This is a genomic window from Streptomyces sp. NPDC059874 (assembly GCF_042731135.1).
Lineage (GTDB): Bacteria > Actinomycetota > Actinomycetes > Streptomycetales > Streptomycetaceae > Streptomyces.
This window is the reverse complement of the sequence record NZ_JBHWJY010000007.1, coordinates 66,673-81,219: the sequence shown is the minus strand read 5'-3', so window position 1 is coordinate 81,219 and position 14,547 is coordinate 66,673. Positions and strand designations below refer to the sequence as shown.

Genomic DNA, 14,547 nt, shown 5'->3' with positions numbered 1-14,547 from the left:
CGACCCAGGCCGGCTTCGTATCGGTCTACCCGAACGGGCAGCCGGTGCCGCAGTCGTCGAGCCTCAACTTCACGGCCGGGCAGATCGTGCCCAACTTGGTGACCGTCCCCGTGACCAACGGAAAGGTCGACCTGCGCAACGCCTTCGGCTCGGTGGACTTGATCGCCGACGTCACGGGCTACTACACCGACAAGGCCGGGGTGGGCTCCGCGCTGAACTCGATCACGCCGTCGCGGTTCCTGGACACGCGTGACGGTACCGGCGCGAAGCAGCAGCGGGTCGGACCCGGCGGGGTGGTGACGCTGCAGGTCGCCGGGGTCAAGGGCGTTCCGGCCACCGGGGTGACCGCGGTCGTGATGAACGTGACCGCGGTGTCCCCGACCCAGGCCGGCTTCGTATCGGTCTACCCGAACGGGCAGCCGGTGCCGCAGTCGTCGAGCCTCAACTTCACGGCCGGGCAGATCGTGCCCAACCTGGTGACCGTCCCCGTGACCAACGGAAAGGTCGACCTGCGCAACGCCTTCGGCTCAGTGGACTTGATCGCCGACGTGTCCGGCTACTACGCGGCCACCGGGTCGAACTTTTCCGCGGCGGGCCCGGTGCGGCTGCTGGACACCCGCGACGGCACCGGCGCCCGGGCGGGCGCCGTGGGTTCAGGCGCATCCGTCGACCTCCGGGTGGCCGGGGTCGCGGGAGTTCCCGCGGAGGGTGTGACCGCCGTCGTCCTGAACGTCACGGTCACCGCGCCCACCGGGAACAGCTTCCTGATGGTCCACCCGCACGGGCTCGCGCGTCCCAACGTCTCGAACCTCAACTTCACCGCTGGTCAGACCGTCGCCAATCTGGTGGTGGTGCCGGTGGTGGACGGACGCGTGACGTTCTACAACCATGCCGGCTCCGTCGACGTGATCGCCGACCTGAACGGCTACTTCACCTCCTGACACCAGAAAAGCACGAGCGAGGCCCCGCCCGATCATCAGATCGGGCGGGGCCCTCCGTATCTGCCGGGCTCGAGCGTCTCGGCGTCGAACTTGGGATCGGCGTACGGCGAGAGCCCACCCGCGTGCACACGGGAGAGTGCCGGATGGGCAGCCGGGCGGGAGCGTGTTCCGCCCGGGAGGCCGCCGAGGTGCTGCGCACGGTGCCCGGCGCCAACCTGGATGCGGGGGCGGGTCCTACGCCTCGGCCTGCTCATCAGTCAGAAACTCCACCGGCACGACGCAGACCGTAGCCAGCCCGGGAACCCACTCGGCGATCTTTCCGCGAACCCCGGCGGAGCCTCCGACCGGCGTGCTAGCCGACCATGATGAATCTCAGCGCCAACCGCTGTACCGATGTTCCCCGAGGCCGTCCTCGTCCAGCCAGCGATCCCAGCGACACTCGATGAACCCGTGGATGTCTGCTCCCATGCCAGGGATTGTTCTCCGTCGGGGTAAGGCGTGCGACGAGTTTTCTGGCTTGCTGGCCTGCTCCGAGTGTGCTCGGTGGAGCGCCCACGCCGAGGCTTGTCTCCCAGACGTCCCCCGGCCGCCGGCGATCAGGGTCGTTGGAGGGGTTCCTCACAGGTCAGCGAGGCGAGAGCGCCGCAACCATGACCCTCTTGAAAACCGTCGTGGCGCGAGTCACCGTGGGTTCAAATCCCACACCCACCGCACCACCGGCTTGAAGCCGGCCTCGAAGGGGTGCCACCGATGTCGGTGGCACCCCTTCCTGTTCGCGTTGAGGTCAGCCGTCGAACCAGACCCGGTCCGCCTCGTCCGGCCGGCGGTCCCAGCGGCGCTCGATCACGCCGTAGATGTCCGTTCCCAGGGCGCGATTGGACCTTACGGGTGGTGTTTGTCGGAAGATCGGCGCGGGTCGTGGGGGCCGTGCGGTTGCGTCCGCATCATGACGAATGTATGCAGATCCGCCCGTCGGAACATCGCGAAATGAGGGACCCCGTCATGGCTCAGCGCAGCGTCATCTCGTCGATCTGGACCTCCGTCCTCGCTGCCCTCGTGGCGCTCCTCGCCTCCGTCGGGCTCGTCGGCAAGGCGGCCCCGGCCCTCGCCTCCGTCGCTCCCGCGACTGCGGTCCCGGCGTCCGGCTCCGTGCGCCGGACGGCCGTGGCGGCTCGGCGGACCTGGCGGGCGATGATGCGGGGCGGGTCGCTCCCGCCGACCATCAAGCAGCGGATCCGCGCCGAGGCCCATGGCAAGGCCCCCTCCGTCCGCCGCTCGACCACAGCGGCCGCCATGGGTGCGGCGGTCACCGTCGGAGCCGCCCGGGACGTGCTCGCGCTCGCCGCGTAGACCGGCGCCGAAACGTAGTGCGGTGGGTGCCCCCGGAGCGGGGCACGGATGGGTTGCCCCGGCGGACGCCGGGGGCGCGCAGGGGGCGTGAAACTTGGTATCGCAGGGCCGCAGGGCCGGGAGACGGTGGGGTTCCCGGACGACGCGGCCCTTTTTGGCATGTCCGGGCGCAAGGTTTTGGCTGAACGCTTCAGCCCTTGCGCCGCAAGGGTTTCGCCGGGTTCCAGGGTGCTGACCTGGGGCGTCGGGGGCGCGAATTGGGTTTATCCGGTGTTGGTCATGCTTGCGGGGGAATCGCAGACTCCGGGGTGGTTCGCCGGGGATTCGGTGGGCAACTCTGGTCTCGCGACGTCGTCACCACACGGAACGACCGAGGCGGTCGGCCAACTGCCTTGGAGTAAATCCCACTTCGGTTTTCTGGAGGATTCACACATGGCAAGCATCCGTACCGCCCGCGTCATCGCCGCCGTCGCCGCTCTCCCCCTCGCCGTCGCCCTCTTCGGTGGGGTGGCCTCGGCCGACAACGGCTCCTTCGCGAACGACGGATCGAATGCGAGCGTCGCCGGCATCATCGGCAGCGGCGTGGGTGGCGACAACAACGGCAACTCCTCCACCTCGCAGCAGGTGGCCACCGGCTCCGGAGCGTCGAACCAGAACAACACCGCGCAGGTCAACGGCTCCGCCTTCACCGCGATCCACCAGTCCAACTCGAATGTGGCGGTCAACTTCTACCCCTGGTGGTAGCCGCGGCCTGAGCCGCTCCGACTCTTGAGGGCGCCCGTGCGACCGGACCGGCTGGGGTCCGGTAGCGCGGGCGCCCTCGCGTGTGCGTCTCCTCGCGGGCTCCCCTCGCGACCTTGACACCGGAGGTGAATCTGACGGACAGTCAGGTCCACTCGATGTTGTGATGCCGGGAGGCCAGCGCCGTGCACCTCGCCCCGACCGAAGGCCAGTTGCGGCTCCGCGCCGAACTGCGGGAGTACTTCCAGGACCTGCTGCCGGAGGGGGTCCCGGACGACCCGGCCCGCCAGCGCGAACTGCTGCGCCGCATCGGCGCCGACGACCTGCTCGGCCTCGGCTGGCCCGTCGAGTACGGAGGCCAGGGCCGAGGCCCCGACGAGCAGTTCGTCTTCTTCGACGAGGCCTACCGGGCCGGCGCGCCCGTGTCCATGGTCACGCTCAACACCGTCGGCCCGACCCTGATGAAGTACGGGACCCAGGAGCAGAAGGACTACTTCCTGCCCCGGATCCTCAAGGGCGAGATCGTCTTCGCCATCGGCTACTCCGAACCGGAAGCCGGCACCGACCTCGCCTCGCTGCGCACCCGGGCCGTCCGCGAGGGGGACGACTGGGTGATCGACGGGCAGAAGATCTTCACCTCCAACGCCCAGAACGCGGACTGGATCTGGCTCGCCTGCCGCACCGACCCCGAGGCGCCCAAACACAAGGGCATCTCGATCATCCTGGTGCCCACCGACGACCCCGGTTTCTCCTGGACCCCCATCGACACCGTCGGCGGGCTCACCACCACCTCGACGTACTACGACTCGATCCGCGTGCCCGCCGGCAACCTCGTCGGCCCCGAGCACGGAGGCTGGGGCCTGATCACCAACCAGCTCAACCACGAGCGCGTGGCCCTCGCCGCCATCGGCATGCAGGCCGAGGACTTCTACGAGAGCGCGCTCGACCACGCCCGCACTCCCGATCCGGTCACCGGCGAAAGGCCCGCCGACCAGCCCTGGTTGCAGTCCCGGCTCGCCGAGGCACATGCGCGACTGGCCGCCGTACGCCTGCTGAACTGGCGGCTCGTCCAGGACGTGGGCGCGGGCACCCTGGCCCCCGGCGACGCCAGTGGCGTGAAGTTCCTCGGCACCGAGTCCACCGTCGAGGTGTACCGGATGTGCCAGGAAGTGGTGGGCGAGGAGGCGCTCGTACGGGGACCCGAGGCCTTCGCGGGCGGCGAGCTGGAGCGGATGAACCGCGCCGCGCAGATCAACACCTTCGGCGGCGGGGTCAGCGAGGTCCAGCGGGAGATCGTCGCCATGATGCGGCTCGGCATGAAGGGGAGGAAGCGATGACGGCGCAGGCGGCCGACACGGCCGAGGAGGCGGCCCGGTTCCACGCGCTGCTGGCTGCCTTCGAGGGGCAGCCGGCCGCCACCGCGGGCCGGGGCAAGGACCCGGTCAACGAGCCGATGATCCGCCACTGGTGCGAGGCGATGGGCGACGTCAACCCGGCCTACACCGGCCCGGACGCCATCGCGCCGCCCACCATGCTCCAGGCCTGGACCATGGGCGGGCTGTCCGGCCACTCGGACCGCTCGGCCCCTTACGACGATCTCTTCGCTCTCCTCGACGGCGCCGGCTTCACCTCGGTGGTCGCCACCGACTGCGAGCAGGAGTACCTGCGTCCGCTCCGCCCCGGGGACACGATCACCTTCGACGCCGTCATCGAGTCCGTGTCCCCGCGCAAGACGACCAAGCTGGGCACCGGCCACTTCGTCACCACCCGCATGGACGTCCACGCGGACGGCGAGCTCGCGGGCACCCACCGCTTCCGCATCCTCAAGTACGCGCCCGCAGCCAGGCCACAGAAGAAGCCCCAGGCCCAGCGCCCCCGCCCGGTGATCAACCGCGACAACCAGGGATTCTGGGACGGGGTCCGGGAACACAAGCTCCTCATCCAGCGCTGCGCCTCCTGCGCCACCCTCCGCTTCCCGTGGCTGCCCGGCTGCAACGCCTGCGCGAGCCCGGACTGGGACACGGTCGAGGCCTCCGGCTCCGGCACGGTCTTCTCGTACGTCGTCATGCACCACCCGCCCTTCCCGGCCTTCACGGCGCACGAAGATCCCGCTGCCGCGGGGGGTCCCTACGCGGTCGCGCTCGTCGAGCTCGCCGAGGGGGTCCGGATGATCAGCAACATCACCGGCGTCCCGTACGACAAGGTGCGCATCGGCATGCCCGTCCAGCTGGAGTTCCTGCGCGTCGACGACGGCCTCGAACTCCCCGTCTTCCGCGGGAGTGAAGGCTGATGGACTTCCACCCCACCGAGGAGCAGGCCGCCGCGGCGGGCCTCGCCGCCCGGATATTCGGCGACCTCGCCACCCACGAACGCCTCGGGGCCGCAGGCACCGGCAGTGACGCCGAGCTCTGGAAGGCCCTCACCACGGCCGGAATGACCGCCGCCGTCGAGGAAATCGGCCTGCTCGGCCTGGTCCTGCTCCTCGAGGAACAGGGCCGCACCACCGCACAGGTCCCGTACGCCGCCACCTGCGCGTACGGGATCCTCCCGGTGGCCGCGCACGGCAGCGCCGAGCAGCGCCACCGCCTGCTGCCCGCCCTGGGTACGGGCGAGGCGGTGGCCACGGGCGCCTTCCCGGTGCGCGGTCGGATCACCGCCGAGGACGGCCGGCTCACCGGGACCGCACCCGCCGTGCCCTGGCTGCGCGACGCCACTCACGTACTGGTCCCGGACTCGGACCGGGCCCTGTGGCTCGTACGGACCGACGCGCCCGGCGTGAGCACCTGCCCGGTGGAGACCACCGCACCCTGGTCGGCAGGCCGACTGACCCTGACCGGAGCCGAGGGCGAACGCCTCGGGGGTGACAGTGCCTACGAAGCCACTCTGGCCGCGGCCCGGACCGCCTTCGCCGGGCTCCAGGCGGGCGTCTGCGCGGGCTCGCTCGCCCGGGCGGTGGAATACACCTCCACCCGTGAGCAGTTCGGCCGGCCGCTCTCCACCAACCAGGCCGTCCTGCTGCGCGCCGCCGACGCCTACATGGACACCGAGGCGATCCGGGTCACCACGTACGAGGCGGCCTGGCGCATCGACCAGGGCCTTCCGGCGCGCGAACACGCCCTGACGGCCGCCTGGTGGGCCTCGGAGGCCGGCAAGCGGGTCGTGCACGCGGGCCAGCACCTGCACGGCGGCATGGGCGCCGACCTGGACCACCCCGTCCACCGGCACTTCCTGTGGGGGCGCCAACTGGACGCGTACCTGGGCTGCGGCAGCGAGCTGCTGGCCGAACTGGGCGCCACGCTGGCGCAGGAAGGCTGAGCCATGAGAGTCGGCGAGGAACTGCCGCCGCTGGAGATCCCGGTCACCCGCACCCTGATCGTCGCGGGGGCGATCGCCTCCCGTGACTACCAGGACGTGCACCACGATGCGGCGCTCGCCCGGGAGAAGGGCTCCCCGGACATCTTCATGAACATCCTGACCACCAACGGCCTGGTCGGCCGATACGTCACCGACCAGCTCGGGCCGCGCGCCGTCCTGCGCAAAGTGGCCATCCGCCTCGGCGCCCCCAACTACCCGGGCGACACGATGACCCTCACCGGCACGGTCACCGCCGTTTCGGGGAGCACCGTCGAGATCCGCGTGATCGGAGCCAACGGCATCGGCCACCACGTCTCGGGGACGGTCACCGCGGAGGTGCCGGCATGAGCGTCCGCACCCGCGACGAGCTCGGCGGCCGGGCCGCCATCGCCGGCATCGGAGCGACCGAGTTCTCCAAGGACTCCGGGCGCAGTGAGCTCAAGCTCGCCGTCGAGGCCGTGCACGCCGCCCTCGACGACGCCGGGCTCACCCCCGCCGACGTCGACGGCATGGTCACCTTCACGATGGACACCAACCCCGAGATCACCGTCGCGCAGGCGGCCGGTATCGGGGAGCTGTCCTTCTTCTCCCGCATCCACTACGGCGGCGGTGCGGCCTGCGCCACCATCCAGCAGGCCGCCCTCGCCGTCGCCACCGGGGTCGCGGAGGTCGTGGTCTGCTACCGGGCCTTCAACGAGCGCTCCGGGCGTCGCTTTGGCTCCGGCGTCCAGCAGCGTGAACCCTCGGCCGAGGGCGCGGCGCTCGGCTGGTCGCTGCCCTGGGGGTTGCTGACCCCCGCCTCCTGGGTGGCCGTGACCGCCCAGCGGTACCTGCACACCTACAATCTCACTCCCGAGGCGTTCGGGCACGTCGCCGTCACCGACCGGCGGCACGCCGCGAACAACCCCGCCGCCTACTTCCACGGCAAGCCCATCACCCTCGCCGACCACGCCGCATCGCGCTGGATCGTGGAGCCGCTACGGCTGCTGGACTGCTGCCAGGAGACCGACGGCGGCCAGGCCATCGTCGTGACCACACCCGAGCGGGCCCGCGACCTGAGGCATGCGCCCGCCGTGATCACCGCGGCGGCGCAGGGCGCCGGACGCCGCCAGGAGGGCATGACCTCCTTCTACCGGGACGACCTCACGGGGCTGCCCGAGATGGACGTGGTCGCGCGCCAGCTGTGGCGCACCAGCGGGCTGCGGCCCTCGGACATCGACGTCGGCATCCTCTACGACCACTTCACCCCCTTCGTGCTGATGCAGCTGGAGGAGTTCGGCTTCTGCAAGCCGGGCGAGGCCGCCGACTTCGTGGCCGGCGACGCGCTGCCGATCAACACCCACGGCGGCCAGCTCGGTGAGGCGTACCTGCACGGCATGAACGGCATCGCCGAGGCCGTCCGCCAGCTGCGCGGCACCTCCGTCAACCAGGTCGAGGGAGCCGAGCACGTACTCGTCACGGCCGGTACCGGGGTGCCGACCTCCGGGTTGATCCTCGGAACCGACGGCTGAGGGATTCGTGCCGATTGGGCCCCACCTCCTCCACCTTCAGGAGGTGGGGCTTTCCCCACTCCTACAACCTGAGACGGACCCGCCTTCGGCACTTGCGGCCGATCCCATGAGGAGCGTGCGCTCCTAGCGTGGACACATGACCACGCCTGTGTGCACGCTCGCCTCGAACCCGACGCCGTACCCGTCGTTCTCGGCGTACGTCCGGACCCGCGGCACGGTCCTGATGCGCACGGCGCGCTCCCTCACCGCCAACCCGTGCGACGCCGAGGACCTGCTCCAGACGGCCCTGGCCAAGACCTACATGGCCTGGGACCGCATCGAGGACCACCGCGCCCTGGACGGCTATGTCCGGCGGGCCTTGGTCAACACGCGTACGTCCCAGTGGCGCAAGCGCAAGGTGGACGAGTTCTGCTGCGACGAGCTGCCGGAGACCGAGGAGGCCCCGGCCGCCGACCCCGCGGAGGCGCAGGCCCTGCGCGACGCGATGTGGCGTGCGGTGACGCGGCTGCCCGACCGGCAGCGAGCCATGGTCGTGCTGCGCTACTACGAGGATCTGAGCGAGGCGCAGACCGCCGAGCTGCTGGGGGTCTCGGTCGGCACCGTGAAGAGTGCCGTCTCCCGCGCGCTGGTCAAGCTCCGCGAGGACCCGGAGCTCACGCCGGTCCGCTGACCGTCGAAGGCGCCCCCGGCCCCGCCGATGTTTCACGTGAAACCAGAGGGCACTGGGGACGAAGGGCACGCGGAGGATGTTTCACGTGAAACACGGCCCTGTTTCTACTCCCGGGTAGTGACATGCCGACCGGTACGTGCGCAGAATCGCAGCATCCGTAGCCGCCCCAGCGCCGCAGCGCTCACCGGGAGGACGCTTTGCTGAGCACCATGCAGGACGTACCGCTCCTCGTCACCCGCATACTCCGACACGGGATGACGATCCACGGGAAGTCCCAGGTCACCACCTGGACCGGGGAGGCCGAGCCGCATCGCCGCAGCTTCGCCGAGATCGGTGCCCGCGCCACCCGCCTCGCCAACGCCCTGCGCGACGAGCTCGGCGTACAGCAGGACGACCGGGTCGCCACCCTCATGTGGAACAACGCCGAGCACCTCGAGGCGTACTTCGCGATCCCTTCCATGGGCGCGGTCCTGCACACCCTCAACCTGAGGCTCCCTCCCGAGCAGCTGGTCTTCATCGTCAACCACGCGGTGGACCGGGTCGTGCTGGTCAACGGCACCCTGCTGCCCCTTCTCGCGCCGCTGCTGCCGCACCTGCCGACCGTCGAGCACGTCGTGGTCGCCGGCGTCGGCGACCGCTCCGCGCTCGACGGCCTGGACGTCCGGGTGCACGAGTACGAGGAGCTCATCGCGGGCCGCCCGGACAGCTACGACTGGCCCGAGCTGGACGAGCGCCAGGCGGCGGCGATGTGCTACACCTCCGGCACCACCGGGGACCCCAAGGGGGTCGTGTACTCGCACCGCTCGATCTACCTGCACTCCATGCAGGTCAACATGGCCGAGTCGATGGGGCTCAACGACCGGGACACCACCCTCGTCGTCGTCCCGCAGTTCCACGTGAACGCGTGGGGCCTGCCGCACGCCACCTTCATGACCGGCATCAACATGCTGATGCCGGACCGCTTCCTCCAGCCCGCCCCGCTCGCCGAGATGATCGAGCGGGAGAAGCCCACGCACGCGGCGGCCGTCCCCACCATCTGGCAGGGACTGCTCGCCGAGGTCACCGCCAACCCGCGCGACCTCTCCTCGATGAAGCAGGTCACCATCGGCGGCGCGGCCTGTCCGCCCGCCCTGATGGAGGCCTACGACAAGCTCGGCGTCCGCCTCTGCCACGCGTGGGGCATGACCGAGACCTCCCCGCTCGGCACGATGGCGCACCCGCCGGCCGGTCTGAGCGCCGAGGAGGAGTGGCCGTACCGGATCACCCAGGGCCGTTTCCCGGCGGGCGTCGAGGCCCGCCTGGTCGGCCCCGGCGGTGACCACCTGCCCTGGGACGGCGAGTCGGCGGGCGAGCTGGAGGTGCGCGGAAACTGGATCGCGGGAGCCTACTACGGCGGCGCCGCCGGTGAACCCTTCCGCCCCGAGGACAAGTTCAGCGCGGACGGCTGGCTCAAGACCGGGGACGTCGGCGTCATCAGTCCCGACGGCTTCCTCACCCTCACCGACCGCGCCAAGGACGTCATCAAGTCCGGCGGCGAGTGGATCTCCAGCGTGGAGCTGGAGAACGCGCTGATGGCGCACCCCGAGGTCGCCGAGGCCGCCGTGGTCGCCGTCCCCGACGACAAGTGGGGCGAGCGCCCACTGGCCACCGTCGTGCTCAAGGCGGGCGCGGCCGTGGACTACGCGGGTCTGCGCGAGTTCCTCGGCCGGTCGATCGCCAAGTGGCAGCTGCCGGAGCGCTGGACGGTCATCGCGGAGGTCCCCAAGACCAGCGTCGGCAAGTTCGACAAGAAGGTGATCCGCAAGCAGTACGCGGACGGCGAGCTGGAGGTCACCAAGCTCGACTGACCGCCGTCATCCCTTGGTGAGCCACGGCCGCAGCAGCTTGCTGACGGTGGGCATGGCGACGTAGGTCATCAGGGTGCTGAAGACGACCGCGAAGGCGGCCGTGCGCAGCACGAAATGCAGATCCACCAGGTACGGCCCGAGCACCGCGTTGCCGACGAGCGAGATCGGGAAGATGGCCAGCCCCGAGCTGATCGCCATCTTCCACCGCGGCGGCGCGGGCCGGGTCGTACCCGGCTTGGCGAACCAGGTCTCCATGCCGTGCAGTTCCCGGCGGGCTATTTCCGTGTGGTGGTGTCCGAGGCAGTTGGAGAACCACTGGGCCCGCTCGGGCGAGTCCTGCCAGCGCTGGAACGCCGCCTGGTTGCGGAAGCGGTGGACCAGGAACCACGGGCCGCCCTCGGTCGCCGGGCGGAAGAGCCCGTACCCGAGGTGGTCAGGGAAGCCCGCGGCCGTCTCGAGGATCCCGTGGGCCCAGGCCTCGAAGGTCTCCTCGTAGCCCGGCTCCACCTGCCTCGCGATGAGCAGGTTCACCTCACCGTTGTCGGCGGGGACGCTGTGCTCGGTCGTGTCGATGATGGCCATCGGGCCAGGATGACTAGTTGGTGCCGATCTTCGCCAGTAGGTCCACGATGCGACCCTGCACGTCCGTCGTGGTGGCCCGCTCGGCGAGGAAGAGCACGCTCTCCCCGGAGGCCAGCTTCGGCAGCTCCGCCGGATCGATGCCGGTCGCCGTGTAGACCACCAGCGGGGTGCGGTTCAACTGCCCGTTGGCGCGCAGCCAGTCCACGATCCCGGCCCGGCGGCGGCGTACCTGCATCAGGTCCATGACGACCAGGTTGGGACGCATCCGGGTCGCCAGGTCCACCGCGTCGGTGTCGGCGCCCGCCCGGGCGACCTGGAGGCCCCGCCGCTCCAGAGCGGTGGTGAGCGCCGCCGCGATCTCGTCGCGCTCCTCGATCAGCAACACCCGGGAAGGGTGCTGCTCGCTGTCCCGCGGCGCCAGCGCCTTGAGCAGGACGGCCGGATCGGCGCCGTACGCCGCCTCGCGCGTGGCGTGCCCCAGCCCGGCCGTGACCAGTACGGGCACCTCGGCGGCCACCGCGGCCTGCCGCAGGGACTGCAGGGCGGTACGGGTGATCGGCCCGGTCAGCGGGTCCACGAAGAGCGCGGCGGGGAACGCGGCGATCTGCGCGTCCACCTCCTCGCGGGAGTGCACGATCACCGGGCGGTAGCCGCGGTCGCTGAGCGCCTGCTGCGTCTGCACGTCGGGGGCGGGCCACACCAGGAGGCGGCGCGGGTTGTCCAGGGGCTCCGGCGGAAGCTCGTCGTCCACCGGCACGGGCACGGGACGGTTGACCACCTCGACTGCTCCGCCCGGGCCGTCCAGGGGCTCGGGACCTTCGGCGGCGCCCGCCTCGGGTGCACCTATGGCGAAGGCCCGTCCCTGCGGCGCGGGCTCGGCGAGCCGGCGCCGGCGGCCGGAACCCGAGCCGGTGCCGGTGGCGGTGGGGTCGACGGAGATGCCCTGGCCGAGGGTGCCGAGGGCGCGCACGTTGATCGGCTGCCCGGACTGGCCGTCCCCGGGGGTGTCCTGCGGCTGCCGGGCCCCGGGGAGCGCGACCTGGCCCGACTCGTCGTCCTCGGGGGCGGTGCGTGCCGCCGGAACCGGCCATGCCGGGGTGCCGGACAGCGCACGCCGCCGCCCGGTCGGGGGTACGGGTTCCCCCGCGCCCGTGGGGGCCTGCGCGGCAGCGGCTTCGGGGTCGGCGGAGGGCGCGCCCAGCACCCGGCGTCCACGCCGCCCGCCCGGGGCCTCGGCGTCGGCCTCGGCGGGAGCGGGGGCCGGGCCGGCCATCACGGGGGTCTGCGGGGCGGAGGGGGCCGGAGTCGGTCCGGCGGGCAGTGCGAAGCCGCCCTCGGGGGCGATGGGACGCGCGGGTGCGGGCGTCGGGCCGAGCCCGGTCGCGGGCACCGGACCGCCGGGCTGCGGCGGCCCGGCCGGACCCAGCGCGCGGCGCCGCCCCGCGGGGTGCTCGGTCACCGGGACCGGGGGCACGGCGGGCACGGCGGGCAGCGCGGGCATACCGCCGGTGCCCTGCGGCGGCACAGGCTGCCCGGGTCCCCCGGGGCCATCGATGCCGCCTTGAACGCCGATGCCGCCGGGGCCTGCGATGGCGCCGGGGCCGTTCTGGCCCCCGAAACCGTCGGGTCCTCCGAGGCCGGCCGGACCGCTGCCGATCTCACCACTGCCGTCGCCGGCCCGGCCTCGCCTGCGTCCCGTGCCCAGTCCCGCCGGGTTCACCGGGGACTGCGCGAGCTCCGGCCCCGCTCCGGGGACGGCGGCCTCGCCCGCGCGGCGCCGCCCGGACGGCAGCGCCAGCGCGCCCCCGCCCCGCTCGGCCTGCGCGGCTTCGGGGCCGGCTGACTCGTCTTCCAGGAAGGCGTCCACTCCGCGTCGGCCCCGGCGCCCGCCGGAGACCTTGCCGGGGGCCGCATCCCCGGCCGCCGCGGAGCCGTCCCCGGCCGGACCGGCCGCGGGCTCCTCGGCGGGCTCCGGCAGCGTCACCGTTCCGGCTCCCGCGCCCAGCGGCAGCTCCAGCACGTACGCCCCGCCGGGCGCGCCCGGCACCTCCACGGTCTGCAGCACGCCGCCGTGTGCGGCCACGATGCCCCGCACGATCGGCTCGTGGACGGGGTTCCCGCCCTCGTACGGCCCGCGCACCTCGATCCGTACGACGTCACCGCGTTGCGCGGCGGCCACCACGATCGTCGAGTCGCTGTACCCGCTGCCCTGGCGGGTCTTGCCGGTGGCGTCCACCCCGGCGACGTCCGCGACCAGGTGGGCGAGCGCGGTCGCGACCCGCTCCGCGTCCACTTCGGCCTCGATCGTCGGCGCGTGGACGGCGAACTGCGCGCGGCCCGGTCCGATCAGCTCGACAGCGCCGTCGACGCCGGCCGTGACGACGCCGTTGATCAGGACCTTCTTCTTGTTGAGCTTGTCGTTGCCGGAGTCCAGGCGCTGGAAGCCGAGCACGTTGTCCACGAGCGTGGTCATCCGCGAGTATCCGGCGGCCAGGTGGTGCAGCAGCTGGTTGGCCTCGGGCCAGAGCTGTCCCGCGTCGTCGGCGGCCAGCGTGGCCAGCTCCCCGCGGAGCTCGTCCAGCGGCCCGCGCAGCGATTCGCCGAGGACGGCCAGCAGCTGCGCGTGCCGCGCGGCGAGGGCGTCGTAGGGACGGCGGTCGGTGAAGGTCATGACGGCGCCGACGAGCTGCTCCCCGTCCCGAACGGGCGAGGTGGTCAGGTCGACGGCAACCGGCTGGCCGGCCTTGTTCCACAGCACCTGCCCGCGCACGCGGTGCTTTCGGCCGCTGCGCAGCGTGTCGGCGAGCGGGGACTCGTCGAAGGGGAAGGGCGAGCCGTCGGCGCGCGAGTGCTGGACCAGGCCGTGCAGTTCGCGGTTGCCGAGGTCGGTGGCCCGGTAACCGAGGATCTGGGCGGCGGCGGGATTGACCAGCACCACCCGTCCGTCGGTGTCGGTTCCGACGACGCCCTCGGCGGCCGCGCGCAGGATCATCTCGGTCTGCCGCTGGGAGCGGGCCAGCTCGGCCTCGGTGTCCACGGTCTGCGAGAGGTCCCGTACGACGAGCATCAGCAGCTCGTCGCCCGTGTAGCCGGGTTGCGGCTCGCGGTAGGCGTCACGTCCGTCGAGGTGGGCGCTGGTGACCTCGACGGGGAACTCGGAGCCGTCGGTACGGCGCGCGATCATCCGCTTGGGTGTGGCGCGGCCGCCGTCGTCCTCGCCGGGCCGGCGCATGGAGCCGGGGATCAGCTTGGAGTCGAACTCGGGCAGGAGGTCGAGCACGCCCCGGCCGACGAGCCCGGTTCCGGGGCTCTCCATGACCTCAAGGGCGATCGAATTGGCGTTGACGACCGTGCCGTTGGCGTTGACGAGCAACAGCGCGTCCGGAAGAGCGTCGAGTATTGCTGCGAGGCGAGCAGCGCCTCGGGATGGCCTGCTGCTCACGACGAGCTTCCTCCCTGACCACAACTACCGGCATGTCACGGGAGGAGTCTAAGGCCACAGCCCCGCGGCGGGATGGACGAAGTGTGGTGCATACCTCCCGGCCCGCGCA

The 14,547-nt window shown here is 71.8% G+C and carries 11 protein-coding genes and 1 pseudogene; 10 read left to right on the top strand and 2 right to left on the bottom strand.

Features of this window, described 5'->3' with window-relative positions; genetic code table 11:
- The 10 genes and pseudogenes from ACFV9H_RS06510 to ACFV9H_RS06465 form a co-directional block, all read left to right on the top strand.
- A pseudogene (locus ACFV9H_RS06510) lies at positions 1 to 941 on the top strand (hypothetical protein); the annotation flags it as partial.
- 1,002 nt (positions 942 to 1,943) lie between these two features.
- Positions 1,944 to 2,291 carry a DUF6344 domain-containing protein gene (locus ACFV9H_RS06505; protein WP_385394143.1) on the top strand — a complete coding sequence of 116 codons (348 nt, stop codon included), beginning with the start codon at positions 1,944 to 1,946 and terminating at the stop codon, positions 2,289 to 2,291.
- 432 nt (positions 2,292 to 2,723) lie between these two features.
- Positions 2,724 to 3,035, top strand: a complete 312-nt coding sequence (locus ACFV9H_RS06500) for a hypothetical protein (protein ID WP_385394141.1) — start codon at positions 2,724 to 2,726, stop codon at positions 3,033 to 3,035.
- A 182-nt stretch (positions 3,036 to 3,217) separates the two neighbouring features.
- Entirely contained in the window at positions 3,218 to 4,369 is a 1,152-nt protein-coding gene (locus tag ACFV9H_RS06495) for an acyl-CoA dehydrogenase family protein (protein ID WP_385394139.1), read from the top strand.
- Positions 4,366 to 5,322 (top strand): bifunctional MaoC family dehydratase N-terminal/OB-fold nucleic acid binding domain-containing protein, encoded by a 957-nt coding sequence (locus ACFV9H_RS06490; protein ID WP_385394137.1) that lies wholly within the window; start codon positions 4,366 to 4,368, stop codon positions 5,320 to 5,322. Before ACFV9H_RS06495 ends, ACFV9H_RS06490 begins: the two co-directional genes overlap by 4 nt.
- Positions 5,322 to 6,347: an acyl-CoA dehydrogenase family protein gene (locus ACFV9H_RS06485; protein ID WP_385394134.1), complete on the top strand. Its 1,026-nt coding sequence runs from the start codon at positions 5,322 to 5,324 to the stop codon at positions 6,345 to 6,347. The genes ACFV9H_RS06490 and ACFV9H_RS06485 overlap by 1 nt, the downstream gene beginning before the upstream one ends.
- Before the next feature lie 3 nt (positions 6,348 to 6,350).
- Positions 6,351 to 6,734: a MaoC family dehydratase gene (locus ACFV9H_RS06480; RefSeq protein ID WP_385394132.1), complete on the top strand. Its 384-nt coding sequence runs from the start codon at positions 6,351 to 6,353 to the stop codon at positions 6,732 to 6,734.
- Entirely contained in the window at positions 6,731 to 7,897 is a 1,167-nt protein-coding gene (locus ACFV9H_RS06475; protein WP_385394129.1) for a lipid-transfer protein, read from the top strand. The genes ACFV9H_RS06480 and ACFV9H_RS06475 overlap by 4 nt, the downstream gene beginning before the upstream one ends.
- A 136-nt stretch (positions 7,898 to 8,033) precedes the next feature.
- Positions 8,034 to 8,567: a SigE family RNA polymerase sigma factor gene (locus ACFV9H_RS06470; RefSeq protein ID WP_385394127.1), complete on the top strand. Its 534-nt coding sequence runs from the start codon at positions 8,034 to 8,036 to the stop codon at positions 8,565 to 8,567.
- 197 nt (positions 8,568 to 8,764) lie between these two features.
- A complete protein-coding gene (locus tag ACFV9H_RS06465) occupies positions 8,765 to 10,414 on the top strand; it encodes a long-chain fatty acid--CoA ligase (protein WP_385394124.1) in 1,650 nt (549 codons plus the stop codon).
- A gap of 6 nt (positions 10,415 to 10,420) precedes the next feature.
- Here ACFV9H_RS06465 and ACFV9H_RS06460 read toward each other — a convergent pair whose 3' ends face one another.
- Both ACFV9H_RS06460 and ACFV9H_RS06455 read right to left on the bottom strand, forming a co-directional pair.
- Positions 10,421 to 10,996: an antibiotic biosynthesis monooxygenase gene (locus ACFV9H_RS06460; protein WP_385394122.1), complete on the bottom strand. Its 576-nt coding sequence runs from the start codon at positions 10,994 to 10,996 to the stop codon at positions 10,421 to 10,423.
- Positions 10,997 to 11,009: 13 nt separating this feature from the next.
- Positions 11,010 to 14,438: a PAS domain-containing protein gene (locus ACFV9H_RS06455; protein ID WP_385394120.1), complete on the bottom strand. Its 3,429-nt coding sequence runs from the start codon at positions 14,436 to 14,438 to the stop codon at positions 11,010 to 11,012.
- Positions 14,439 to 14,547: the final 109 nt, after the last annotated feature.